Raw genomic sequence first — 24,003 nt, 5'->3', positions numbered from 1 at the left:
TAGTTAAAAATTAAGCTGAATTTCTGAGCCTTATAAATAGTAAAATAGCGATATAATAAATTAAAATTCAGCATGTTAAATTATAGACTTAAAATAGTCTGCAAAGTTGATTTTAAAGACTTAGATAATTACTTTAAAAACCTGAAAGCGCTATATTAATTTATTTTAAACCGATCTAAATTTTTGAAAGTTAACAGGAGTTAAAACTGGCTGAATCTATTCGGTTAATTACGTAATTTGAACTTTAAAGAATTTTACCTTCTAAATATGAAATCGATTCGATTAGCCGCATCACTTGTAGTCGCAGTTTTTGTTACCAGTTGTTCTTCAGTAAAACATACTGACATAAATTATTTAAAGTCTGAATATTCAGCTTCAACTGAAGAACCTACCCTTAATATTTTTCAGCCTAAAGATTCAACACAGCAGCACGTCGTACTAATTTTTGTACACGGGGGCAACTGGAATAGCGGTTCAAAAAATACCTATTCTGTATTAGGTCGTAATTTTGCCAAAAACGACTACGTAACCGTAATTCCCGGTTATACCCTGAGTCCTTTTGCTAACTACGACACAATGACCCAACAAATTACCGAAGCTATTTTATGGACGAAAGAAAATATTGCTAACTATGGGGGTAATCCAGATCGCATCTTTCTAATGGGACATTCTGCCGGAGGTCATTTAATCGCTTTAGCGACTATGAATCCCAAATACTTAAATGATGATTCACTTGTAAAGGGCCTTATTTTTGACGATGCCGCTGCGCTCGATCAGTTTAAATATCTACAGGAAAATTCACCTACCAGTGAAGATTACTATGACGTGACCTGGACCAAAGATCCTGAAGAATGGCGTAATGCTTCGCCTTATTATTTTCTCGATGAGAATACCCCTCCTATTTTAACCTATTTAGGAACTAAGACCATCCCTTCTTTATATTATTACAATGATCTTTTTCATCAAAAACTTCTAGAATTTCAGCCGCAGGCTAAACTCATTACGCTAAATAAAAAACACGTACCTATGGTGACTCAGTTTTTCTGGCCTTTAAGTACGCGTTTTAAAGAAATTAAAGAATTTACAGAGGGTATTAAATAAAATATGCAATTACTCTGAAATAGATTGGAGTCTAATCTTCTTCCGCAATAATTTTATTCTGTTTAAACGGTCTTATGATTAAGCGTGCAGCCTTGTCAAAGTTGATGTAGCTGTACGTCCAATTAAAAAAGGTCACTACACGGTTTCTAAAACCTACTAAAAACCATAAGTGAATAAACATCCAGATAAACCAGGCGAAGAAGCCTCCAAAATGTATTTTACCTATATCTACAACGGCTTTATTACGACCTATAGTTGCCATAGACCCTTTATCAAAATAACTGAAGGGTTTTAACTCCTTATTCTTCAGCATATTTTTGAAATTTTCGCCTAAATTTTTACCTTGTTGAATTGCAGGCTGTGCCACTTGCGGGTGCCCTTTAGGGAAAGCCTCAGTTTCCATAAGCGCGATATCTCCTATTGCATAAATATCTTCAAATCCTGCGATTTTATTATAACGGTCAACCTTATATCGATTCAGTTTAGGCAGTAATGCAGTTTCCTCAAAACCGGAAATAGAAGCACCTGTAACCCCGGCAGACCAGATAAATGTTGCTGTGTCTAAAATTAAATCACCTTTAGTAGTTACCCGATTATTTTCATAATTAGCTACAAATGTTTCTAAATGAATAGTAACGCCCATATTCTCAAGAAACTTATGCGCTTTCTTTGATGAGTATTCGCTAAACGGTGGTAACACTCGGTTTGCACCTTCAATAAGATGTATTTCAATCTCACTTACATCCATATCAGGATAATCTGCCTGTAATACATTAGAGCGCAATTCTGCTAAGGCTCCACTCAATTCAACACCTGTAGGTCCTGCTCCTGCAATCACAAAACGTAATAATTCTTTACGTTTTACGGGATCTTCAGTACGATTTGCACGCTCCAGATTTTCAAACATTAAACTGCGTATGTTTAATGCCTGCGGAAGGCTTTTCATCCAGATTGCATTGTCTTCAATAGTTTTATTTCCGAAGAAATTTGTACGCGTTCCCGTGGCAATTACCAGATGATCATAACTTAAATCACCTATATCTGTACGTATTTTTTTAAGAGTGGTATCTATATGATTTACTTCCGCAAGGCGGAAATGCATATTTTTTTGATTGCGTATAAGTTTACGTAAGGGATATGCAATAGATTCGGGCTCCAGACCCGATGTAGAAACCTGATACAAAAGCGGTTGAAAGGTGTGAAAATTTCGCTTGTCAAGTAAAACTACCTGGTATTTTGTTTTCTTGAGTTTTTTTATAAGATTAATCCCTCCAAAACCTCCGCCTATAATTACTATACGTGGTTCCTGAGTTTTAGGAATATTCATAGTTGCTAGTTTTAGTAAAGTTACTTAACAGATGCTAAACCGTTTAATCTTTATTATTTATTTAGCTTTAGTTGTAACATATTACCCGCTATCAATACAAATAGGCAACTAACAATTAGCTTTTGGATCCAAAACTTGAAAAAGAATTTGTAACCCAGCTTGAAGCAAACCAAAACATCGTACATAAAATCTGTAGATTATATACGCACGATCAGGAGTCACACAACGATTTGTTTCAGGAGATTACAATACAATTATTTAAGGCGTACCCTAAATTTAGAGGAGACTCAAAATTTAGTACCTGGATGTACCGGGTGGGACTCAATACCTCAATAACTCTTTATCGTAAATCAAAACGTAGTGTACGTACACAGGATTATGACAGTGTTATGTTTAAGATTGCGAGTACAGAATATGATAATACCGTAGAAGAACAATTAAAACTTATGTATTCAGCAATACGCCAGCTTAGCGATATAGATAAAGCGCTGGTTTTTTTATATCTCGAAGATAAACCCTACAGCGAGATTTCAGAAACTTTAGGTATTACCGAAGTAAATGCAAGGGTTAAAATGAATCGTGTAAAAGGCAAGTTGAAAGACTTATTAAATGTGTAGCAGCAGATGGACGAACTTGAATTTTTAAAACAAGACTGGAAACGGCAGGAGGCCGACCTTCCTAAAGTGAATATAGAATCTATTTATAAAATGATTCATAAACGATCTTCTTCTATTATGAAGTGGATTTTATATATCTCAATAATTGAATTCCTATTTTGGACCGTAATTAATGCGTTTACGATTAATACTAAAAGCTTAAACTCACTTAAAGAGTTGCATCTGTATGAATTTGAAATAATAGCAACACTCGTTCATTATTGTATTTTAATTTATTTCATCTACGTATTTTACAAAAACTATAAAGAAGTACAAACCACCGAGAATACAAGCAAACTGATGCAGCGTATTTTAAAAGTACGCAAAACTGTAAATTATTATGTAATCTATAATCTGGTAATGGCTTTTATCATAGGCGTAATTGTCTTCGTCGCCTCTGCAATATATAGCCCAAAAATTCAAGAAATTTATGTACAAGGTGAAGATGGTACTCAGACATTACCATTAAGTTTTATACTTACTTTTATGGGTATGTTTTTACTAATAATAGGTTTATTCTGGTTGTTCTATAAATTACTATATGGTATTTTATTACGTAGGTTACACCGTAACTATAAAGAATTGAATAAACTAGAGTTGCGCAATTAAATAGATTTTCTTTTAGAATTACAAATCCTACCAGTTTCTGGTGGGATTTGTTGTTTAAGATTAATACAATCTTAGAACTCTATTATTCTTAAAAAGAATTATAATTTAAGTAAATCATAGTCTTTTTTTAAGGGTTAATTAACACCTATAACCCCTATTTTTGTGTGAAACAACCTTTTATGCAAAAAATCTTACGTTTTGCTCTTGTTTTGTCGCTATTAACAGCAATTACAACAAGCGCACAAGAATATTCTACCGCCAGTATAGAGAAAACTATTAATGAATTTAAAAATGACGCCAGAGGTCCTTATTTGCGTATACGCTGGTTCTGTGAAGATGGTACAATGCGCGAACCTAAAGACCCATGTCCAGATGGTGTAGATGGGGTGCAGCACGCCAGTTATAAAGAAATTACAAAAAATCTAGCAGAACGCAATCAATTGTATTTTGCTGAAATTCTCGCAGCCGCAGACCCTAAAAAGTTTTGGGATGCTTCAAATAATCACAGCCGTTTAAAACAATATCAACTGGGTAAATATTTACAAAGTGTTGATGATGGGTGGATTTTACAAAGAGCTCAATACTATCGCGGTGCCATACAATCTGAAGATGAAGAAGCCTGGGGAATAGATTTTTATAAAAATTTATTAAAGCAGGATGATGCTGTTGAAGCTAACTATTATCTCATACGCCAATCTTTAAAAGATATACCACACTCAGGCGATGATAATATCGCACAGCGTATGCGTAGTGAATCTAAAGTTATCGCAGAGTTGTTTCCCAAGTTTATGGATGCTCGTGTAAAAATACACGGCCAGCCAGATGTAAGTGATATTGCATTAGTTCAACAATTTCAGCAAAAATATCAAGATCAGCTAACACCTAAGATTAACACAGAGTTTGATAATTTGCTTGTTACACTTAATGAGTACTATGCTCCTATCAATTTACAGAGTTTAAAAAATCAAATCTCGAGCTTAAAAAGTGAGCCCGAAGTAAAGAAGCAATTGTTACAATTTACTACAACAATAACAAACGATACTCCTGCAGAAAAAATAATTCCTGAAATAAGTGATTTATTGTGCAATATACGTACGCAAATTACTCAAATTAAAAGACCAGAAGACCGCCTAACCATATTAGACATTTCTTTAAAATTAGAAGAAATGCTTCTTAAGAAAGCGCCATCCTGGGAGCCTAAAGATTTACGTGGTCTACTAGACAAAGTATATCATTTATCTTATGCAACTGCGGGAACAGGCCTAACTGAAGTGTGGGAATGGGAAGAAATTGCCGCAACCTTAGCGCCCATAAAATATACAAATGTTTCACTGGCTGAATTGAATACGATGCTTAACACAAGCCGCAATGTCGTACAGTGGAGCGCCGCCATGGTAAAAGCAACCTATGATAGTGATGTAGAAAAATATACCGCGTTTGAGCCACTGGCAGCAGGTTTTATAGACGATCGCGTGCGTTCTTCTGTGGCGCTACCTTTAGGTAAAGCAGTAAGCGAATTGGGAGATTTAGTCTCTCAAAAATATAATCTGGAGAACAAAGTGATGCGCATTGAAAACCAAAGCGCTATTCACGGTTTAAATCCCGGTTATGCAATGGGCGAACTTGTCGTTGTACCCGGTAACCCGGATGCTGTAGAAGTTTCTAGTAAAAAAATATACATTTTTAAAAGACCACCATCAGATCTTAAACCGGTTGCAGGTATTGCCACTGTAGATGAAGGAAATCTGGTTTCACACGTACAATTACTTGCACGTAATCTGGGTATTCCTAACGCAGCACTTATAGATTCTAATCTAGAGGCATTGCAAGAATTTAATGGTAAAGAAGTTTTTTATGCCGTTTCTAATAAAGGAACTGTGATTTTAAAACTTGCTGAAGATATGTCTAAGGAAGAAAAACAACTTTTCTCCCAAGAAGAGCGTAAGCAAACTAAAATTGCCGTGCCTGTTGAAAAAATTAGACTTGATCTCAAGAATATACTTAATATGCGCGACATTGACGCTTCTGCAAGCGGAAAGTTAGCAGGACCAAAAGCAGCAAATTTAGGAGAACTTAAAAAAATGTTTCCTGAGCATGTGGTTGAAGGTCTGGTAATTCCATTTGGGATTTTTAGAGATCATATGAATTTGCCAATGCCGGGTCAAAGTGTAAGCTACTGGGAGTTTCTTACCGATATGTTTGCTTCCGCAGAAAAACAACGAGCTTCAGGCACTTCAGAAAGTCAGGTTGAAGCTTTTCAGCTAAAACAATTGGCAACGCTACGCACCGCTATTGCAGAAATGAAATTGAAACCCTCTTTTATCACCGAATTGCGAAACTCATTTGTAACGAACTTTGGTAAACCTATAGGTCAAACTCCGGTGTTTTTACGTAGCGATACTAATATGGAAGATCTTAAAGAGTTTACCGGAGCGGGCTTAAACCTGACGTTGTTTAATGTGGTTGAAGAACAAAAGATTCTAGACGGAATAAAATCAGTCTGGGCTTCACCCTATACCGAACGTAGTTTTAAATGGAGACAGGTTTATTTATCAAATCCTGAGAATGTATTTCCGTCTATATTAGTAATACCCAGTGTAGATGTTGATTATTCTGGTGTAATGATCACTAAAGGAATTAATGAAGGTGTTGATAAAGATTTAACGGTGGCGTTTAGTCGTGGTGCCGGTGGTGCAGTAGATGGCCAGGCGGCAGAAACCCGTTTAGTTACTGACAAAGACAATCGCCTTCTTGCTCCTGCGCGTCAACCCGATTATATACGATTACCATCATCCGGAGCTACAAAAAAGTATATGACTACGTTTGAAAACCCTATACTCAATTCTCAAAATATTGAAAGTTTGCGTGAAGTTGCTAACGAGATTCGTTCGAAAATTCCGCAGGAAACGGGTTCAGATTATGTAGGGGCTTATGATGTAGAATTAGGATTTCAGGATAATAAATTGTGGCTGTTTCAGATACGTCCTTTTGTAGAAAATAAAAATGCCTTAAGCAACGGGTATCTTGATTCGATATCGCCTAAAACAAATGAAGAAGCGTTTATAGATCTAGACACCCAATTATAAATTTAATGCTTCGCTAATTTGCTAAAAAGCAAATTTGAGTGAAGAAATAAATACCCATAACTATTTTAAAAGTTAATTATGAAAAAATTACTCCTTTTATTACCGGTACTCGCTCTGGTACTCGCCTTTACAGTACCTTCCTTCTATCCTATTGATGGGTATGAGCGTACCGGGATAGATCGCCTGGCATATCTACAAAAAATTGTACGTGACAGTGTGAAGTACACTCGTATTCCAGCAGGTGCTTATCTATCTACAGCTGATATAAAATTGCGATTAACCACAAAAAAAAAAAGTGCTATCACCTATATGACTGAAGATCCTGCATTGCAGAAAAAAATATCAAGCCTGTTTTATGGTCTTGATGCCAGTTATTCTATTTCGGTATTAGATATGACAGACACGACTAATCTAAAATATGCCGCCCGTAATGAAACACGAGGTTATCAACCGGGAAGTGTAGGAAAACTTGCGATACTTCTAGCAATGTTTGATCAATTAGAAAAACTATGCCCTGATGACTGGGGTGCTCGTGAGAGTCTTTTAAAACATAAGCGTGTTAAAGGCGGGCCGTTTGCAGTATATGATCATCATACCATTCCGCTTTACGACATCGAGCAAGATAAATTAACGCGCAGAACGGCTCGTGAAGATGATGTTTTTAGTCTGTACGAGTGGATAGATCATATGGTCGCAGTAAGCAATAATGGTGCTGCGAGTGTTGTGTATCGCGAAGCTTTATTACTTAAAGTTTTCGGAGAAAAATACTTTGACCTTACCGATGAAGAAGCGATGCAGTGGTTTAAAGATACAAGTCGTAAAGAGATTTCAGATCTAGCTTTTGAAGTTGTAAATCAACCCTTACGTGATATGGGAATTAGTGAAGATGAGTGGCGTTTAGGAGGTTTCTTTACAAATGGTGCAGAACGTTATGTAAGCAGACAAGGTGGTAGTACCGGTTCTCCTAAAGGTCTAATGAAATTTCTTATAAATATTGAACAGGGGAAAGCCATAGATTCACTTTCTAGCTTAGAAATGAAGCGCATTATGTATCAGACAGAACGTCGTATTAGGTATGCCCAATCAAAAACGCTCGACTCTGCTGCAGTATATTTTAAAAGTGGAAGTTTTTATAAATGTGATCGCTCTAAAGGAGCTTGCGGAGACTACGCCGGTAATGTTTTTAACTATATGAATTCCGTAATTATTGTAGAGCATCCTGATAATGGTTCTAAATATATCGTGTGCTTAATGACGAATGTATTACGTAAAAATTCAGCCTCAGATCACATGTACCTCGCCGGAAGAATTGACAAAGCAATAGAAGAAGAGATTGCAGCTGCAGGCCAGTAAGGTGTATCCTATTTTGATATTTAAAAAGTCCCTTCAATTAAATTTGAAGGGACTTTTTTGATTATAAACTTAGACCCAAATAAGAATTAAATCATAAGTACGCCCTATACCTATTTTATAAGTTATATTTTCATACCGTAACGAAATAATAGCACTATTTTAAGCGCTTTATACTTGTAATATTTAATTATTTATACACCATTATGTAAAGATTTACGTGACAGATATACATTATTTTAAAAATTCGTTTAAATAACCTTGTTTTAAATTTTAAGTTATTTTTGTGAACATACACAATTGATAATTAGCAGCTAGCAAATAAGTTATTTTAAACCACTTGTAGGTTAAGAAAGTTAGCAAAAACAAAATGTCAGAAAATAGAGAATCCTATAATAAAATCTTTATTGAGCAAGCCCCAATTGCTATTGCAATGCTTGATAAAAATATGTGTTACTTATCTGTCTCTAAGAAATGGGTAGCAGATTATAAAATGGAAGGCAGGCAAATTATTGGTCGTTCTCATTATGACCTTTTTCCTGAAATAGGCGACGACTGGAAAGCCAATCATCAAAAGTGCCTTAATGGTGCTATTGATATTTGTGATGAAGCTCCTTTTATTCGAGCAGACGGCACAGTGCAATGGATTTATTGGGATGTGCGCCCCTGGTATATTTCTGAAAATGAGATTGGCGGTTTAATCATGCACACCGGCGATATTACTCATATAAAGAATAATGATGAAGAACGAAAGAAAATTGAAAAAATATTAGAGAATACAAATGAGATTGCTCGTATAGGAATTTGGGAAGTTAATCTCATTACTAATGCAGTTTATTGGAGTAAGGTAGTATATGAAATTCATGAAGTTTCTGATGACTTCATTCCTGAAGTAGAGACTAATATAAAATTTTATAAAGAAGGAAAAAATAGAGACCTCATATTAAAAGCCATGAAAGAGGCTGTTGAAGATGGTATTCCCTTTGATTTAGAAGTAGAAATTGAGACAGCAACAGGAAAAACAATATGGGCACGCTCTATAGGTCAGCCCGAAATGGTAGATGGTAAATGCGTACGCCTGGCAGGAATGTTTCAGGATATAAATAAAATGAAAGTATCGCAATTGGCTTTAAATAAAGCTAATGTTGAAATGAATGCAATTTTAAATTCAGGCTCTGTTGCTATTATTTCTACAGACAATAATGGGATAATTAATCACTTTAATAAAGGAGCTGAAGAGTTATTAGGTTATTCGGCATTAGAAGTTATAGGCATTCATTCTCCTGTAATTTTTCATCTTAAAGACGAGATTGATAGCTTTCAAAAGAATTTGAGCGAATTGCCTGATAATTCTATGCTTCAACAGGACTCAACTAACCTATTAAATAATTTAAATTTTACAGGTACTCGTGAATGGACTTATCGTAGAAAAAATGGCGCAACCTTACCTGTTGAATTAACGGTTACAGCAATTACCAATGATAACGGAGAACGAATAGGTTTTCTTGGAATATCCTCTGATATCACAGAACGAAAAAAAGCTCAAAACGAATTAATAAGAAAAAACCAGTTATTAAACTTTGCAGAAGAGATTACTAAAATAGGACACTGGCAATGGGATATTGTAAATGATAGGATAAAATGGTCTAATAATTTGTTTAATATATTTGAAATAGATAATACCACTTCAAATTTAAAATTTGATACCTATCTTAATTTTGTACATCCTGATGATAAAGTTCTTGTCACCACTAATTTTCAGAACGCAATTAATAATAATGGATTTGAGAATTTTAATCATCGAATTAAAACAAATGGTAAAACAAAAACAATACAACTTATAGGTAAAGTTTTTAAAAATGAAAAAGGAATAGTTACAGAAATGATAGGTACCTGTCAGGATGTAACAGAGCAAAAAATGGCCGAAAATAAATTTAGAGGCCTTTTAGAATCTGCTCCCGATGCGATGGTAATTGTAAATGAAAAAGGTTGCATTCAACTTATAAATAAACAGGCAGAAAAACTTTTTGGCTATACTCTTGATGAAATTTTTGACAAACCTGTAGAAATTTTAATTCCAAAACGTTTTACCGGCAATAATGCTCATATAGGATTGCGAGATAGTTTTTTTGCTAAGCCAAAAGTAAAAGCTTTTGGTATGGGTAATGATAAAGAATTATTTGGGGTTAATAAGGCGGGTAAAGAAATTCCTATACAGATAAGTTTAGGTCCCCTTAAGACTGAAGAAGGTCTTCTGGTATCTGCCGCAATACGGGATATTACTGCTCAAAAATTAGCTGAAAATGAATTATTACGAAACAATCAGCTCTTAAACTTCGCCGAAGAAATCACACTAATGGGTAACTGGCAGTGGGATTTGAAAACCAATAAATTGAAGTGGTCAAAAAATATGTATAAAATCTTTAATGTAGATAGATCTACAGATTTAGAAATTAAAACATATTTAGATTTTATACACCCCGATGATCGAGCAAATGTAGATCTAAAGATTTCTGAATCTTTAAGTGGTCTCGCCTTTAATAAGGTAATACATCGCATTATTTTGAATGATGGCACAATAAAAATAATTCAACTTTTAGGAGTAATCGCTGCAAATCATCAAGGTAATGTTACAGAAATGGTAGGGACATGTCAGGATATTACGGCTCCTAAAATGGCAGAGAATAAATTTAGAGGCCTGTTAGAGTCTGCTCCTGATGCAATGGTTATTGTTAATGAAAAGGGACGCATACAACTTATAAATAAACAGGCAGAAAAGCTGTTTAAATATACACAGGAAGAGTTATACGATAAACCTGTAGAAATACTTATACCCCAGCACTTTACCGGCAACAATGCACATATAAGTTTACGGGATGGTTTTTTTGCTAAGCCTAAAGTAAAAGCTTTTGGTGTAGGAAGTGGTAAAGATTTATTTGGAGTAAATAAAGAAGGAAAAGAAATTCCTATTCAAATAAGTTTGAGTCCACTACAAACTGAAGAAGGTCTTCTTGTTTCTGCAGCAATTCGGGATATTACGACTCAAAAATTAGCATCACGTAAAATTTTAGAGGCTAAAGAAAACCTCGAAGTTTTGGCCAATAAACTTACTGCGCAAAATACTCAGCTCGCAGATTTTGTACATATTACATCTCATAATTTAAGAGCCCCTGTAAGCAATTTAAACTCGCTATTAGAATTTTATAATACATCTGAAAGTGAAGAAGAAAAGGCAATTTTATTTCAAAAATTTGAAAAAGTTATTCATCACCTTACGTTAACCTTAAATACGCTAATTGAAGCGTTACGAACAAAAAGTGACTCAGCTCAAGATTTAGAGCTAGTTTCGTTTTCTGAAGTTATGCATAAAACTCAGGAAATTCTTAGTGGTGAGATCTTAGAATCGGGTTTCGTAATCATCACAGACTTCTCACAGGTTTCAACAATTACTTACAATACTGTTTATTTAGAAAGTATTTTTCTTAATTTAGTTAGTAACGCCATTAAGTATAGATCCAATGACAAAACACCCGAAATTTTTATCAAGTCAGAAATTATAGATAAAAAGATTATCTTGAGTTTTAAAGACAATGGTTTAGGAATAGATTTAATACGGAATGGCAACAAATTATTTGGCTTAAATAAAGTATTTCACAGACATCCCGATGCTAAGGGAGTTGGCTTGTTTATGACTAAAATTCAGGTTGAAGCAATGGGAGGTACAATTACCGCAAAAAGCAAAGTGAATGAAGGCTCAACCTTTACGATCAATTTTAATTAAATATGAGAGATCCATTTAATATATGTATTGTTGATGATGATGACATTTATCAATTCACAATGATCAAGACTCTTGAGACACTAAATTTATCTAAGAAAATCATCTCATTTTCAGACGGTGAAGAGGCGATCGATTTCATGATAAGCAACCTCAATAAACAAAAAGAACTTCCAGATGTTATATTTCTAGATGTTAATATGCCTATTATGGATGGCTTTCAGTTTATGGAAGAGTACATAAAAATAAAGCCAGAAGTGAGTAAAAAAATTATCATTTATATGGTTTCTTCTTCGGTAGATCCTGTAGATATAGAGCGTGCTAAAGGTCTTTGTGAAATTTCAGACTACATCATAAAACCTATACGACCCGGTGAATTAACCAGTATCATTAAAGATTTAGAAGAACACGGTAAATTATAATAGGTAAAAAAGAAATTAAACTCTGTTTCTAATAAATTAAGGAATTAAAAAAACCATTGATTTATCAATGGTTTTTTGTTTTTACATTTTGAAATAGAACAAGAAGACTTAGCTAACCATTGGCTCTACTTCCCGCTTATAAATGCGTACTCTCACAGATTTACTTATAGGCGTATTGCTGCGCTCTGCAAAGTGATTATAGGGCACCAGCATATTCGTTTCAGGAAAATAAGCAGCGACGTTACCCTGCGGAATATTATAAGGTATCATCAAAAATTTATGTGCTTCTCGTACTATACCATCATAGGTACTGGTTAGATCTACAACATCTAACTTTTTTAATCCTTTTAATTCCATGTCTTTCGGATTCATAAAGACTACTCTCCGTTCATTATAAACTCCCCGATATCTATCATCCAAACCATAAATAGTAGTATTAAACTGGTCGTGCGATCGTATAGTCATCATCATAAATTCATCTGCTTCAAGCGTATGCTCAGGTAATTTATTAACCGTTATCTGGGCTTTACCACCGGGCAACATGCTAAAATCAAGATTACGTACGTTATTTGGCAAGTAATAGCCGTGACCTTTAGATTGCTCTGCTGTTTTTTCAAAACCTTTTGCAACAAGATCTATATAGTTTCTAATAATCTCATAATCCTCCCCCATTAGCTTCCAGTCTAAGGGATGTGAATCAAAATAAGCATCTGCCATCTCAGCAATTATCTGTGGTTCTGAACGCACATTGTCTGAAGCCGGTTTCAATATCCCTTTAGACTGACTTATTTTACCCATACTATTTTCTACCGTAAAATATCGGCGCTGGCCATTTTGTTCATCTTTTTCAGACCTTCCCAACGTGGGTAGTATAAGACCTGTTTTACCGGTAACCAAATGTGTTCGATTTAGTTTAGTACTTATTTGTACGGTAAGATCGCAGTTCTGTAAAGCTTCGGCGGTATATTTTGTGTCAGAGGCAGCCATTAGAAAGTTTCCTCCCAGACAGAAAAAAGCTTTTGCTTTACCATCGTGCATTGCCTGCATAGACTCTACAACATCAAGCCCCTGCTCTGCTGGTGGTGTAAAGTGCATATACTTCTCAATACGGGCATTCATATCTTTATCTACAAAATGCTGAATTCCTACACTACGATCACCCTGTACATTACTATGACCACGTACAGGACAGGTACCTGCACCCGGTTTGCCTAATGCTCCTTTTAAAAGCAACAGATTTACAAACTCGCGTATGTTTTCTACACCGTTTTTATGCTGCGTAAGTCCCATTGCCCAACACACAATAATTTTTGTAGAATGGCGCAATAACGCCACAGTTTTATTAATTGCAGACTCATCTACGCCGGTTCTCGATAGTAAATCTTTTTCATCGTAAGACATTAAATCTGCAATAAGTGCGTCATAACCACTGGTATATTTTTCAATAAACACGTGATCAAAAACAGTTTTATCTACTGAATCTAATATTGCGAGTTTCTTTAGAATCAATTTTATAAGCGGAATATCCTGATTGATGTTTACCGGTAAATGCACATCTGCCATAGCTACACCACTCCCTATAACACCGCTTAAATGCTGCGGATTTTTAAAATTTACCAATCCAGATTCCTCCAGTGGATTGATACTAATAATTTTTCCACCGTTATTTTTGCACTTCTCTAGTGCAGACATCATTCTGGGGTGATTTGTACCCGGGTTCTGCCCTGCTATAATTATAACTTCAGCCTCATATAAATCTTCAAGAACCGTTGAGCCTTTTCCTATGCCAAGAGTTTCACCTAAGGCAACACCACTAGACTCGTGACACATATTTGAGCAATCTGGCATATTATTAGTGCCAAACGCACGTGCAAAGGTTCCATATAAAAATGCAGCTTCATTACTAGATCTCCCTGATGTATAAAATATGGCTTCGTTAGGGTCATTAAGCTTTTTCAATTCTTCAGCAATAAGCGCATATGCAGCATCCCAACTAATGGACTCATAATGTAAACTTCCTGGTCTTAAAACCAATGGTTCTACGAGACGACCAAATTTATTGAGTTCATAATCTGATAAATGCGACAACTCTTCAACAGACCATTTTTTAAACATATCTGCACCTATTTTATCTGTAGTCGCCTCGTCTGCCAGTGCTTTGGCTCCGTTTTCACAATATTCTGCAACAGGAGATCGCTGTTCGGGATCTGGCCAGGCACAACTGGGACAATCAAAACCGTCTTTCTGGTTCATCTTTAATAATGCACCCATAGAGCGTAAAACACCCATTTCTTTAAAGCCATGTTTAAGTGCTTCTTTAACTCCTAACATACCCGCCGCATCGCGTACAGGTTCTCCTAATTTAATATTGGTAAACTCTTCTGCACCCGTTAAAGACACGTTGCGTTTAAAAGACTGAGACATTTTTATTGATTTTTTTAATTAATGTGGCAATAGCAATCTAAAGCTAATTCACTTGAGATCTTTTATATAAACTACTGAAGTGCAAAAAATGTGGCATTACCGTAACACAGATACTTTGCCTGTTCAATTTAAACAATATTTGAAGCCCGAAGTATTAAGAAAAAACTAAAAACAGAAGAGATATTTCCACAATTAAAGATTAAAATGAAAAGATCTATAATGAGTTTGTATCAGAACCTTTAATTTTTTTGAGACTGATCAATATCTACTGTATAAACGTCAAAATGCTGTTAAACCTCACCCATTGTACCAGAGAAAACACGCAACTATCGTTATATTCGCTAGGACATAACGCTTAACTTATGATATCGGTTTTAGAGGCTCAAGAATTTGTTTTAAAAAATGCAGAAAAACTGCCGGTTATAACTCTAAAATTAGAAGATAGTTTAGGGTATTATTTAGCCACAGACTGCGTTTCACCCTTATCGCTTCCATCTTTTAGACAATCTGCGATGGACGGTTATGCGTTTACACATACTAATGAAACCCGCTTAAAAGTAACCGGTCAAATACAAGCAGGAGATTTATCCACACCACATTTAAAACCTGGAGAAGCTGTACGTATTTTTACGGGTGCTCCGGTTCCTGACACTGCAGATACGGTTGTTATTCAAGAGCACACAACCCGAGAAGGTGATACTTTAATTATTGAAAAGCTACCCCTACCTAAAGCAAACGTTCGTCCTATTGGCGAGCAATTAACGGCAGGAACTCAAGTTTTAGATCGGGGGCATCAGATAAATGAAGCCTCTATTGGTTTTATGGCAGGTTTAGGTTTAACTGAAGTTAAAGTGTATGCTAAACCGAAGGTTTGCATCATAACCACAGGTAACGAACTGCAAGAGCGCGGTACACCCCTAAAACCCAATCATATTTATGAAAGTAATGGCATTATGTTGCAGAATGCCTTAAAGCGTCTGGGTATTTTAAATATTCAATTATTAAATGCCGAAGATACACTGGATGCAACTTCTAAAGCTGTACATGAGGCGTTAGAAAATTCAGATGTTTTAATCGTTTCTGGCGGTATATCTGTCGGTGATTTTGATTTTGTACAGCAGGCATTTCAGGATAATGGAATTGAGGAACACTTTTATAAAGTGAATCAAAAACCCGGAAAACCTTTGTGGTTTGGTATAAAAGACGATAAATCAGTTTTTGGGTTGCCGGGCAATCCGGCCTCAAGTTTAACCTGTTTTTATGCTTATGTGCTTCCGCATTTAAGATCAAGAATGGGTAGTATAAATCCGTTATTAAATAAGCGTTCGGCAATATTGAGTGAAACCATAACAAATATTCATGGTAAAACTCTCTTTCTAAAAGCAGGAGTTAATGGTAATACGATTACTCCCTTTACAGGGCAGGCAAGCTCAATGTTAAACACGTATGCACTGAGTAATGCACTCTTACTGATTCCGGAAGATACAGAACAGTTAAATGCCGGTGATGCTGTGACGTATTTAGATCTTAATTCTTAATTATGAGAGCTATTAAAAGTCGAATTTGGATCGAACAGGAAGGTGAAGTCTTTCTAGGTTATGGGCGTGTTGAATTACTTAAAAAAGTAGCAGAAACACATTCAATAAGTGCTGCTGCTAAAGAAATAAATATGTCGTATAAAAAAGCCTGGAAGCTTATAAATACTATGAATGCAAATTCTAGACAGCCACTAGTAATTACAAATACTGGAGGTAAAGACGGTGGAGGAACCACATTGACTACCTACGGAAAACAAATGATTGAGCAATTTGAAACTTTAAACACTGCTTGTGAGCATTTTTTAAATGATCAATTTAAGGCGTTAAATCAATCATAGTCAAAACTTAGTTTATGAAGTCACTCAACCACATACCGGCATACATTCTTTGTGGTGGAAAAAGCAGTCGAATGTTATCTGAAAAAGGTTTAGTAGAACTTCAAGACAAGACTTTTATCGAACATATAATCAATACATTACAAAAAATAAAATTATCTATTTTTCTAGTAACAGAAAATCCTTCATATACCTATTTAGATATTCCTACGCTGCCCGATATCTATAAAGAAAAGGGTCCTTTAGGAGGGATTTATGCAGCACTAAAAGACACCAATGCTGCTCAAATTTTAATTCTGAGTTGTGATATTCCGCTACTTTCTTTGGAAACTTTAAAAACTATTTTAAGCAGCGATTTTACAAATTATGAGATAACGTTTGCATCTGCAGAAGGTAGATGGCACCCTTTAATAGGAATTTATTCTAGAACACTATTACCAGATATAGAACATGCTTTACTAAAAAATAGACTGAAACTCACTGATTTTATAAAAGATCATAATTATAAACAAATCGCCATTGCAAATGCACGGTCACTTGTAAATATTAATACACCCGAAGCTTTGGCAGAACTCGAAAACAGTTTAAAATATTATGGAAATAACGCTTAAATATTTTGGCCAACTTGTTGACGTTATAGGCGCTCATGAGGAAACCCAAACTACCTCATTTAAAGATTCGGCGCAGCTTTTAAAACATTTAAAAGAAACCCACGCAATTAGCCATATCCCGTTTCAATTAGCAGTTAATCAAAAATTAATTGATGCTGATGAAGCCGTTAGCCTAAATGAAGGTGATGTAGTCGCTTTACTCCCTCCTTTTGCAGGAGGTTAATTGATACTTATGAGCAGATATCAACGTCAAATAATTTTACCTCAAATAGGAGAAAGTGGTCAGCAAAGACTGGCAAATGCCCGCGTTCTTGTAATAGGAGCCGGTGGTTTGGGCTGTGCACTTCTGCCCTACCTAACAGCTTCCGGCATTGGAACTCTAGGCATTGTTGATGGTGATCGTATTGAAGAAAGTAATCTGCACCGGCAAATTTTATATACGCCAGATGCTGTAGGGAAATTTAAAGTAGATGCTACTCAAGATTTTTTAAATAAGCAGCAACCCGATGCTCAAATCAATAGTTATCCTGAATATTTAAAAGGTTCAAATGCAGTTTCATTATTTAAGAATTACGATATAATTGTTGATGCTACAGACCGTATTGACGTTAGGTATTTGATTAATGACGCTGCTGTATTAACTGGTAAGCCTTTCGTGTATGGTAGTATTCACCGCTTTGAAGGTCAGGTTTCTGTATTTAATTATAAAAACGGACCTACCTATCGCTGTTTGTTTCCTAAAGCTACTGAAGTACCTAGTTGTGCAGAAGCTGGTGTTTTAGGAACCAGCGTAGGTGTTATAGGTATGCTGCAGGCGCAGGAAGTGATTAAAATGATTTTAGAAATTGGTGATGTACTTTCTGGAGAATTACTTATTAACAATACGCTTACCGCAAGTCAGCAAAAGTTTCAGTTTAAAAAAAATGAAACCATAGTGATAACGCATACATTTTACCAAGAAACACATCTAAAACCTAAAATCAAAACAGAATCCTTCAACAGGGAAATGCTTAAAAGCGGCGTGTTTATAGACGTTCGTGAATGGAATGAACAACCCAGATTAGACATTCAGAATTTAAAAGAAATACCACTTTCTGAATTAGAAGAACAATCTGATGAACTTGATAAGACAGGTACTTACTATCTGTTTTGTCAAAGTGGCAAACGTGCTCAACTTGCGGCAGAACTATTAAAAAATCTGGGTTTTTTAAATAGTTGCGCAATCGAGGAAGGAGCTGAGGATTTAAAAAAAATCGAACAAATCGTAGTTTCTAAATAAAAAATCAATGAAAAAAGTATTTATAGAAGGCCCCATAAGCAGCGAATTTATAGGAACCGCTATCGCAAAACATCAAAGCAAAACAAGCATAGGTGCTCACAATATATTTTTAGGTCAGGTACGTGCAGATGAAGTTGATTCTAAAGTGGTCACAGCTATTGAATATACCTGCTATGAGGAGTTAGCTAATGAGAAATTAAATGAAATACGCGAAGAGGCTTTTGAGAAATTCGATTTAATATGTATGCATATTTACCACAGTTTGGGCACGATTAAAGTTGGCGAAGTTTGCTTTTTTGTATTTGTTTCGGCTAAGCGCAGAAAAGAAGTTTACGCCGCTACAGAATGGATTGTTAATCAGGTAAAAGACCGCACTCCTATTTTTGGAAAAGAGATTTTTGAAGATGACAGCCATCAGTGGAAAGTGAATAGTTAATTGAGTTTTAAATCTAAGTTAGGCGGTTTCAGTCTTAAATAAATACAAGTAATACCTATACTAAATATGGTAGATATAACACATAAAATAACAACCTTACGTACAGCAACAGCTCAGGCGACGGTTACCGTGAGTAAGTCCGAAACTATTGAGGCATTGCAAAAAAACACCGTACCCAAAGGAAACGTTTTTGAAATGGCAAAAACAGCAGGCCTATTTGCTGTAAAAAACACACATACCACAATACCAGATTGTCACCCGTTACCTATCGAATATACTGCTGTAGAGTACACGATAGATGGTCTTTCAGTTCATATAGCAATTACCGTAAAAACGGTTTACAAAACCGGCGTTGAAGTTGAGGCGATGCATGGAGCTTCGGTGATTGCATTGACCATGTACGATATGCTTAAACCTATAGACAAAGGTATTGAGATTAACAACGTAAAATTAGTCAACAAAAAAGGCGGTAAAAGCAGTTTTAAAGATCAGAATCCGTCGAGATTGAGTGCGCATATCATCGTATGCTCTGATTCTATTTCCGAAGGAAAAAAAGAAGATCTGGCGGGTAAAGCTATTATAGAAAAACTTCAGGGATTTGATGTTCAAATTCAGGGTTACGAGATTATACCAGACGATCTGGAAACTATACGCAGTAAGGCTTTTGAATTGTCTGATACTGTAAATCTTTTAATTTATACCGGAGGAACCGGACTCAGTATGCGCGATGTGACTCCCGAAGCGCTAGAACCCATTCTAGAACGTCGCATCCCTGGGGTTGAAGAAGCCATACGCAATTATGGTCAGGATCGAATGCCGTACGCAATGCTTTCGCGCAGCTTAGCCGGTACATTAGGCAATTGCCTAATACTTGCCTTACCAGGTTCTACAAATGGCGCTAAAGAGTCTGTAGATGCTGTTTTTCCGCATTTACTACACGTTTTTAAAATATTAAGAGGCGCTCAACACAATGCTAATGACTAAAGTCACAAACATATTAACCGATTCTCACCAGCGCAAACACAACTATTTGCGTATTTCACTCAGTGAAAAATGCAATTTAAGGTGTACCTACTGTATGCCTCACGACGGAATCGCGCTTAGTCCCAGAGCGCATTTAATGACCGCAGATGAGATTGATGCTATTGCCACCATATTTGTTAAGAATGGCGTAGATAAAATACGGTTAACCGGCGGCGAACCTCTGGTACGTAAAGATTTTAGCTTAATTCTAGAGAAACTTGCTAAACTTCCCGTTAAGCTCTCCATCACTACAAATGCGCTGCTCACCCACCGTTTTATTGATGATTTCAAAAGGTCTGGCTTACACGATATTAATGTAAGTCTAGACAGTCTTGATGCCGAAAAATTTAAGTTTATCACCCGCAGAGATCAGTTTAAACTGGCGTTTGATAATATCAACCAACTCATCGCTGAAGGCTTTAATGTAAAAATTAATGCGGTTTTGATGAAAGGTTTTAATGAAGATGAAATATCAGACTTCATAAATCTCACTAAAGATCAAAATATTAATGTACGTTTTATCGAGTTTATGCCTTTTGACGGCAATGAGTGGAATAAAAATAAACTCGTAAGTCAGGCTGAAATTTTAAACCGGGTTACTGATCATTTTGGAGTTGAAGCGTTAAAACCCCTACTAAATGAAACGAATTTTACAGCGCGTAATTTTAGAATTGAAGGATTTAAAGGAAGTTTCGGAATCATCAGTTCGGTTACAAACCCCTTTTGCGACAGTTGCAACCGGGTACGACTTACCGCAGACGGAAAACTCAAAAATTGTCTATTCTCAAATGAGGAAACAAATCTGTTAACCGGATATCGTTCTGGTGCAAATCTTGAAGATTTAATTGATGCTGCTTTAAATAAGAAAAAAGCAGTACGCGCTGGTATGAGCGATTTTGACCAACTTACCAATCCCGATTTACATAACAACAACCGCAGTATGATTGCTATTGGCGGGTAAAATAAGTAGCAGGTATTTTACTCCCTGTTAACATCAATTATTTCTCCCTGATCATACATGCGCTTAATCTCCTCACGGGATAGGCTGTATTCATCAAGGGAGTAATTCTCGGTTTTTTCAATGTCGCGTATTCCGCTTATCTTTTGAGTTTCATAATCATTCAGTCTAAAAATGACAGAGTCTTTAGTGATTTCTGTCAGCATTAATGTAGAATAAAAATTGGATTGTGTTTTAAACTCGTAGATATCGCCGGCTTGTGGAGTAGTTATGTAATCTAAATTAAGACGCTTATTTTCTTGTCCTGAATAGATTAACCAACTAATTAAAATAGCGATAAGTCCTAAACCACTATATTGCCAAATAGGCGCTTTTACTTCAGTTTTAAGCAACCTTCCCTCCTGTTTAAATTCTTCAGGCATTTTTCTAAACTTCAATGCGTGATTGCAATTTTCGCAAAGGGAGTAAATGGGTTTTCGATACGGAAATAATGGAATCCAGAAAACGTGTGCGTGCTGACTTGACACACTAAAAAGTGTGGTTGCTTTTTCTGAACAATTAGGACATATAACCTTATTTGATTTAATAGATTTTAAGAAGACATTCTTCCAGCCGTAAATTACCATTCTTGAGAATTAAGGCTTCAGAAAGCCGGTTTGAAGCCCCTAAAATAACTATTTTCTTTAATAAAGTAAACAACCCTATAAACTAAAACATTTTTATGCCAGCGCTTTATTAATAAGTTCTAACGAAGTATCGCTAAGAGGAAGTGTCAAAGCGGCATCGTGCCCTTTATCAGACATCTTAGCCCAGGTTTTTTGAACAATATCTATCACTTTTTCCTCTTCGTGCTTTGCTGCAAAATCTTCAAAATAAAACTCTAAAAACACAAGGCAAATCACATCTTCCAGCGTTTGAGATTCTGAATCTTTTTTAATAAGCTTTTTCTTAATTAAAAACTGAACACGATCTATAAAGGTTTCGGTGTAATGAAATTCTTTTAAAATTGTTCCCGTGAGTTCGGCGTGCATTTTTTTTAAGTCTTCACGCCATTTTAAATAGCCTACACGATTCATTGGGTAATCTTCACGAGGGCTTTTCCATCTGCAAATATGTTGTGCACGTGCAGCGATTTTAAGTTCTTGAGAAGCTTCGTTTTCAAAACGTTCTAACTGTCTCGTCATACGCTGAGAATACAATAGTTCTTTTGGAAATTGCTCTCCATCTACGATTACGTAATTTGGATCCTGTGCATTTAGCGCATCTATAGCTGCGATAACTTTATTAAAAGGAGTCTTTATTTTTTTATCCAAAATTTAGAAATTGGTTACTAGGCTGTTTATAGAATTTCAAAAATATTCTTCTTAAAATCTAATATAAACTATTAACACTGTTTAGACATCTAATTTTGGTACTAAAACATAAGTTTTGCAAGGTTAAGAGTAAGTATAGAGATACTTGTAATACTCTTTCACAGCATTTTCCCAGGAAAAACGAGCTGCTTTTGCCTTTTTACTCATTTTTTTCCATTTTGATTTATCGTTGAAAAAAGTGTCTAAGGTAGTGTCAAATGCAAGTACCATATTTTCAATTTTATCATCAACGGTAGTTCCATCAAAAGCAAAACCATTTACACCAGCCTTTACTGTATCTATAAGGCCACCGGTATGGTGTACCAGGCACAATACCCCATTGCGCATTGCAAGCATTTGACTAATACCGCAAGGCTCAAATAAACTGGGCATAAAATATAAATCTGACTCCAGATAAATAGAGTCTATTATATCTTCAGACTGGCCGTTAATAAAAATAAAATTAGGATGCTCATAGCTAATATCCCGCATTAGCGCCTCGTACTCAGGCTCGCCGGTACCTAGTAATATAAAAATACCATTTCGCGCTTCCAGTTTCTGTAATATAGCTTTGAGCGCCTGCGGATTTCGTTTAAAGAAATAGAATTTCTGCTCGGTCATTCGAGCTACACTAGAAGCAACAAAACTGGGTGGGTTTTCAAGCAAACACACCACTTTCTCACCGGTGTAGGCGAGTATATCTGATTTGTATTTTTTAGATTCTTCCTGAATCCATTTAAACAATTGTCTTAATACATTAGGATATAAATTACCCTTCTCTGCAACCCGAATATTTTTGTAATTAACCCCGTTAAGAATACCAAAAAGACGCCCGGCATCATTGGCTTTATTGAGGTCTCCTTCTAAGCTTTCGCCTCCTATAAATTCCGGTTTATGACTGGGTTTAAGAATATCTAATTTGTATGACGGACTCACGGTGTGCACGCGATCTGCTAATCGAATTCCCAAAGCCATTAGATTAATACAATCTTCATAACGATCGTCTTTGACCATCTCATAATCATATCCCAATTGGGGGAAAAAATTGTTTACGGAAGCAAAGTTATTATTTAAAGGTCTGATACCCTGTAAGCTCAGATTGTGTATACTATACACAAACCAACTTTCTCTTAATATCTGGTATTCAGGATTAAATTGTTTATGAAACAACAAAAGTGCTGTGTGCCAATCGTGTAAATGCACTACATCTACATGATCAAATAAATTTTGTTTAATAGCTTGAGCAACAGCTGTATTAAAAATAAAGTACTTTACAGCATCAGTAAAAAAAGGCTCAGTAGGATCATCATTATAAATATGAGCAATATTACCTTCAATAATTTCAGGATGGTGAATTACATAATGCGAAATACCTTCAAAATGTTTTTTAGGCTGTACTTCATATAAATAAGCAACAGAATCCTCTCCTCGTATATTTATTTTTAGATCACTTATAAAAGTTCCCCCTAAATGCAACCTGTTGTAAGCGGGTACTATCACGTGAATGTGATCACCATTTGCTGCTAATTGTCTTGGCACATCTCGAACCACATCTGCCATTCCCCCTGCTTTACAATGAGCAATTGCATCATTTTCTGCGGAAACAAATAAAAAATTTTTCATCTCTAATTAACAATGGTTTGAGATCATTAAATCAAACCTTTTTATATCGTGAACTCTAAGGCTGTACAACCTCACTTTTTAAATAACCAAATTAC

Annotated in this window: 20 protein-coding genes; 15 read left to right on the top strand and 5 right to left on the bottom strand. The window is 35.7% G+C overall.

Annotated elements, in window-relative coordinates; genetic code table 11:
• Positions 1-267: 267 nt before the first annotated feature.
• Entirely contained in the window at positions 268-1,101 is an 834-nt protein-coding gene (locus tag ACEN25_RS02150) for an alpha/beta hydrolase (protein WP_441801438.1), read from the top strand.
• Positions 1,102-1,132: 31 nt separating this feature from the next.
• On the opposite strand, the gene ACEN25_RS02145 is transcribed toward ACEN25_RS02150, so the two are convergent.
• On the bottom strand, positions 1,133-2,428 hold the full coding sequence (locus ACEN25_RS02145) for an NAD(P)/FAD-dependent oxidoreductase (protein WP_441801437.1): 1,296 nt from the start codon (positions 2,426-2,428) through the stop codon (positions 1,133-1,135).
• Between the two features lie 122 nt (positions 2,429-2,550).
• Here ACEN25_RS02145 and ACEN25_RS02140 point away from each other — a divergent pair, with 122 nt between their 5' ends.
• From ACEN25_RS02140 to ACEN25_RS02115, 6 genes are all read left to right on the top strand, one after another.
• Entirely contained in the window at positions 2,551-3,045 is a 495-nt protein-coding gene (locus ACEN25_RS02140; RefSeq protein ID WP_028375453.1) for an RNA polymerase sigma factor, read from the top strand.
• A 6-nt stretch (positions 3,046-3,051) separates the two neighbouring features.
• On the top strand, positions 3,052-3,693 hold the full coding sequence (locus ACEN25_RS02135; protein ID WP_441801436.1) for a hypothetical protein: 642 nt from the start codon (positions 3,052-3,054) through the stop codon (positions 3,691-3,693).
• Between the two features lie 179 nt (positions 3,694-3,872).
• A complete protein-coding gene (locus tag ACEN25_RS02130; protein ID WP_441801435.1) occupies positions 3,873-6,779 on the top strand; it encodes a PEP/pyruvate-binding domain-containing protein in 2,907 nt (968 codons plus the stop codon).
• Between the two features lie 78 nt (positions 6,780-6,857).
• The gene (locus ACEN25_RS02125; protein ID WP_441801434.1) at positions 6,858-8,132 is read left to right on the top strand and encodes a serine hydrolase; all 1,275 of its coding nucleotides are present in this window, start codon (positions 6,858-6,860) and stop codon (positions 8,130-8,132) included.
• Positions 8,133-8,499: 367 nt separating this feature from the next.
• Entirely contained in the window at positions 8,500-11,910 is a 3,411-nt protein-coding gene (locus ACEN25_RS02120) for a PAS domain-containing sensor histidine kinase (protein WP_441801433.1), read from the top strand.
• Between the two features lie 2 nt (positions 11,911-11,912).
• On the top strand, positions 11,913-12,329 hold the full coding sequence (locus tag ACEN25_RS02115) for a response regulator (RefSeq protein ID WP_441801432.1): 417 nt from the start codon (positions 11,913-11,915) through the stop codon (positions 12,327-12,329).
• Positions 12,330-12,437: 108 nt separating this feature from the next.
• Here ACEN25_RS02115 and ACEN25_RS02110 read toward each other — a convergent pair whose 3' ends face one another.
• Positions 12,438-14,753 carry an FdhF/YdeP family oxidoreductase gene (locus tag ACEN25_RS02110; protein WP_441801431.1) on the bottom strand — a complete coding sequence of 772 codons (2,316 nt, stop codon included), beginning with the start codon at positions 14,751-14,753 and terminating at the stop codon, positions 12,438-12,440.
• A 362-nt stretch (positions 14,754-15,115) separates the two neighbouring features.
• Between ACEN25_RS02110 and ACEN25_RS02105 the strand changes: the two genes are divergently transcribed.
• From ACEN25_RS02105 to moaA, 8 genes are all read left to right on the top strand, one after another.
• Entirely contained in the window at positions 15,116-16,291 is a 1,176-nt protein-coding gene (locus ACEN25_RS02105; protein ID WP_441801430.1) for a molybdopterin molybdotransferase MoeA, read from the top strand.
• Between the two features lie 2 nt (positions 16,292-16,293).
• The gene (locus tag ACEN25_RS02100; protein WP_441801429.1) at positions 16,294-16,629 is read left to right on the top strand and encodes a winged helix-turn-helix domain-containing protein; all 336 of its coding nucleotides are present in this window, start codon (positions 16,294-16,296) and stop codon (positions 16,627-16,629) included.
• 14 nt (positions 16,630-16,643) lie between these two features.
• The gene (locus ACEN25_RS02095) at positions 16,644-17,237 is read left to right on the top strand and encodes a molybdenum cofactor guanylyltransferase (RefSeq protein WP_441801428.1); all 594 of its coding nucleotides are present in this window, start codon (positions 16,644-16,646) and stop codon (positions 17,235-17,237) included.
• On the top strand, positions 17,221-17,460 hold the full coding sequence (locus ACEN25_RS02090; protein WP_441801427.1) for a MoaD/ThiS family protein: 240 nt from the start codon (positions 17,221-17,223) through the stop codon (positions 17,458-17,460). The genes ACEN25_RS02095 and ACEN25_RS02090 overlap by 17 nt, the downstream gene beginning before the upstream one ends.
• A 9-nt stretch (positions 17,461-17,469) precedes the next feature.
• Positions 17,470-18,516: a ThiF family adenylyltransferase gene (locus tag ACEN25_RS02085; protein WP_441801426.1), complete on the top strand. Its 1,047-nt coding sequence runs from the start codon at positions 17,470-17,472 to the stop codon at positions 18,514-18,516.
• 7 nt (positions 18,517-18,523) lie between these two features.
• Complete coding sequence (locus ACEN25_RS02080) at positions 18,524-18,952, top strand: molybdenum cofactor biosynthesis protein MoaE (RefSeq protein WP_441801425.1); 429 nt, start codon at positions 18,524-18,526, stop codon at positions 18,950-18,952.
• A gap of 66 nt (positions 18,953-19,018) precedes the next feature.
• Positions 19,019-19,936 carry a bifunctional molybdenum cofactor biosynthesis protein MoaC/MoaB gene (gene moaCB, locus ACEN25_RS02075; RefSeq protein ID WP_441801424.1) on the top strand — a complete coding sequence of 306 codons (918 nt, stop codon included), beginning with the start codon at positions 19,019-19,021 and terminating at the stop codon, positions 19,934-19,936.
• Positions 19,929-20,936, top strand: coding sequence for a GTP 3',8-cyclase MoaA (gene moaA, locus ACEN25_RS02070; protein ID WP_441801423.1), 1,008 nt, complete (start codon positions 19,929-19,931; stop codon positions 20,934-20,936). Before moaCB ends, moaA begins: the two co-directional genes overlap by 8 nt.
• 17 nt (positions 20,937-20,953) lie before the next feature.
• Here the strand turns inward: moaA and ACEN25_RS02065 are convergent, their stop codons facing one another.
• The 3 genes from ACEN25_RS02065 to ACEN25_RS02055 all read right to left on the bottom strand — a co-directional run bounded on the left by ACEN25_RS02065 (position 20,954) and on the right by ACEN25_RS02055 (position 23,908).
• Positions 20,954-21,559, bottom strand: a complete 606-nt coding sequence (locus ACEN25_RS02065) for a hypothetical protein (protein WP_441801422.1) — start codon at positions 21,557-21,559, stop codon at positions 20,954-20,956.
• Between the two features lie 93 nt (positions 21,560-21,652).
• The gene (locus ACEN25_RS02060; protein WP_441801421.1) at positions 21,653-22,246 is read right to left on the bottom strand and encodes a DUF4202 domain-containing protein; all 594 of its coding nucleotides are present in this window, start codon (positions 22,244-22,246) and stop codon (positions 21,653-21,655) included.
• 123 nt (positions 22,247-22,369) lie between these two features.
• On the bottom strand, positions 22,370-23,908 hold the full coding sequence (locus ACEN25_RS02055; RefSeq protein WP_441801420.1) for a glycogen synthase: 1,539 nt from the start codon (positions 23,906-23,908) through the stop codon (positions 22,370-22,372).
• Positions 23,909-24,003 lie beyond the last annotated feature (95 nt).

The sequence above is a fragment of the Leeuwenhoekiella sp. W20_SRS_FM14 genome (assembly GCF_052119605.1).
Lineage (GTDB): Bacteria > Bacteroidota > Bacteroidia > Flavobacteriales > Flavobacteriaceae > Leeuwenhoekiella.
This window is presented reverse-complemented; position numbering and strand designations above follow the sequence as displayed.

Coding starts and splice junctions, on each gene's coding strand:
- ACEN25_RS02150 (WP_441801438.1), top strand. CDS start 268: ATGAAATCGATTCGATTAGCCGCATCACTTGTAGTCGCAGTTTTTGTT.
- ACEN25_RS02145 (WP_441801437.1), bottom strand. CDS start 2,428: ATGAATATTCCTAAAACTCAGGAACCACGTATAGTAATTATAGGCGGA.
- ACEN25_RS02135 (WP_441801436.1), top strand. CDS start 3,052: ATGGACGAACTTGAATTTTTAAAACAAGACTGGAAACGGCAGGAGGCC.
- ACEN25_RS02130 (WP_441801435.1), top strand. CDS start 3,873: ATGCAAAAAATCTTACGTTTTGCTCTTGTTTTGTCGCTATTAACAGCA.
- ACEN25_RS02125 (WP_441801434.1), top strand. CDS start 6,858: ATGAAAAAATTACTCCTTTTATTACCGGTACTCGCTCTGGTACTCGCC.
- ACEN25_RS02120 (WP_441801433.1), top strand. CDS start 8,500: ATGTCAGAAAATAGAGAATCCTATAATAAAATCTTTATTGAGCAAGCC.
- ACEN25_RS02115 (WP_441801432.1), top strand. CDS start 11,913: ATGAGAGATCCATTTAATATATGTATTGTTGATGATGATGACATTTAT.
- ACEN25_RS02110 (WP_441801431.1), bottom strand. CDS start 14,753: ATGTCTCAGTCTTTTAAACGCAACGTGTCTTTAACGGGTGCAGAAGAG.
- ACEN25_RS02105 (WP_441801430.1), top strand. CDS start 15,116: ATGATATCGGTTTTAGAGGCTCAAGAATTTGTTTTAAAAAATGCAGAA.
- ACEN25_RS02100 (WP_441801429.1), top strand. CDS start 16,294: ATGAGAGCTATTAAAAGTCGAATTTGGATCGAACAGGAAGGTGAAGTC.
- ACEN25_RS02095 (WP_441801428.1), top strand. CDS start 16,644: ATGAAGTCACTCAACCACATACCGGCATACATTCTTTGTGGTGGAAAA.
- ACEN25_RS02090 (WP_441801427.1), top strand. CDS start 17,221: ATGGAAATAACGCTTAAATATTTTGGCCAACTTGTTGACGTTATAGGC.
- ACEN25_RS02085 (WP_441801426.1), top strand. CDS start 17,470: ATGAGCAGATATCAACGTCAAATAATTTTACCTCAAATAGGAGAAAGT.
- ACEN25_RS02080 (WP_441801425.1), top strand. CDS start 18,524: ATGAAAAAAGTATTTATAGAAGGCCCCATAAGCAGCGAATTTATAGGA.
- moaCB (WP_441801424.1), top strand. CDS start 19,019: ATGGTAGATATAACACATAAAATAACAACCTTACGTACAGCAACAGCT.
- moaA (WP_441801423.1), top strand. CDS start 19,929: ATGACTAAAGTCACAAACATATTAACCGATTCTCACCAGCGCAAACAC.
- ACEN25_RS02065 (WP_441801422.1), bottom strand. CDS start 21,559: ATGGTAATTTACGGCTGGAAGAATGTCTTCTTAAAATCTATTAAATCA.
- ACEN25_RS02055 (WP_441801420.1), bottom strand. CDS start 23,908: ATGAAAAATTTTTTATTTGTTTCCGCAGAAAATGATGCAATTGCTCAT.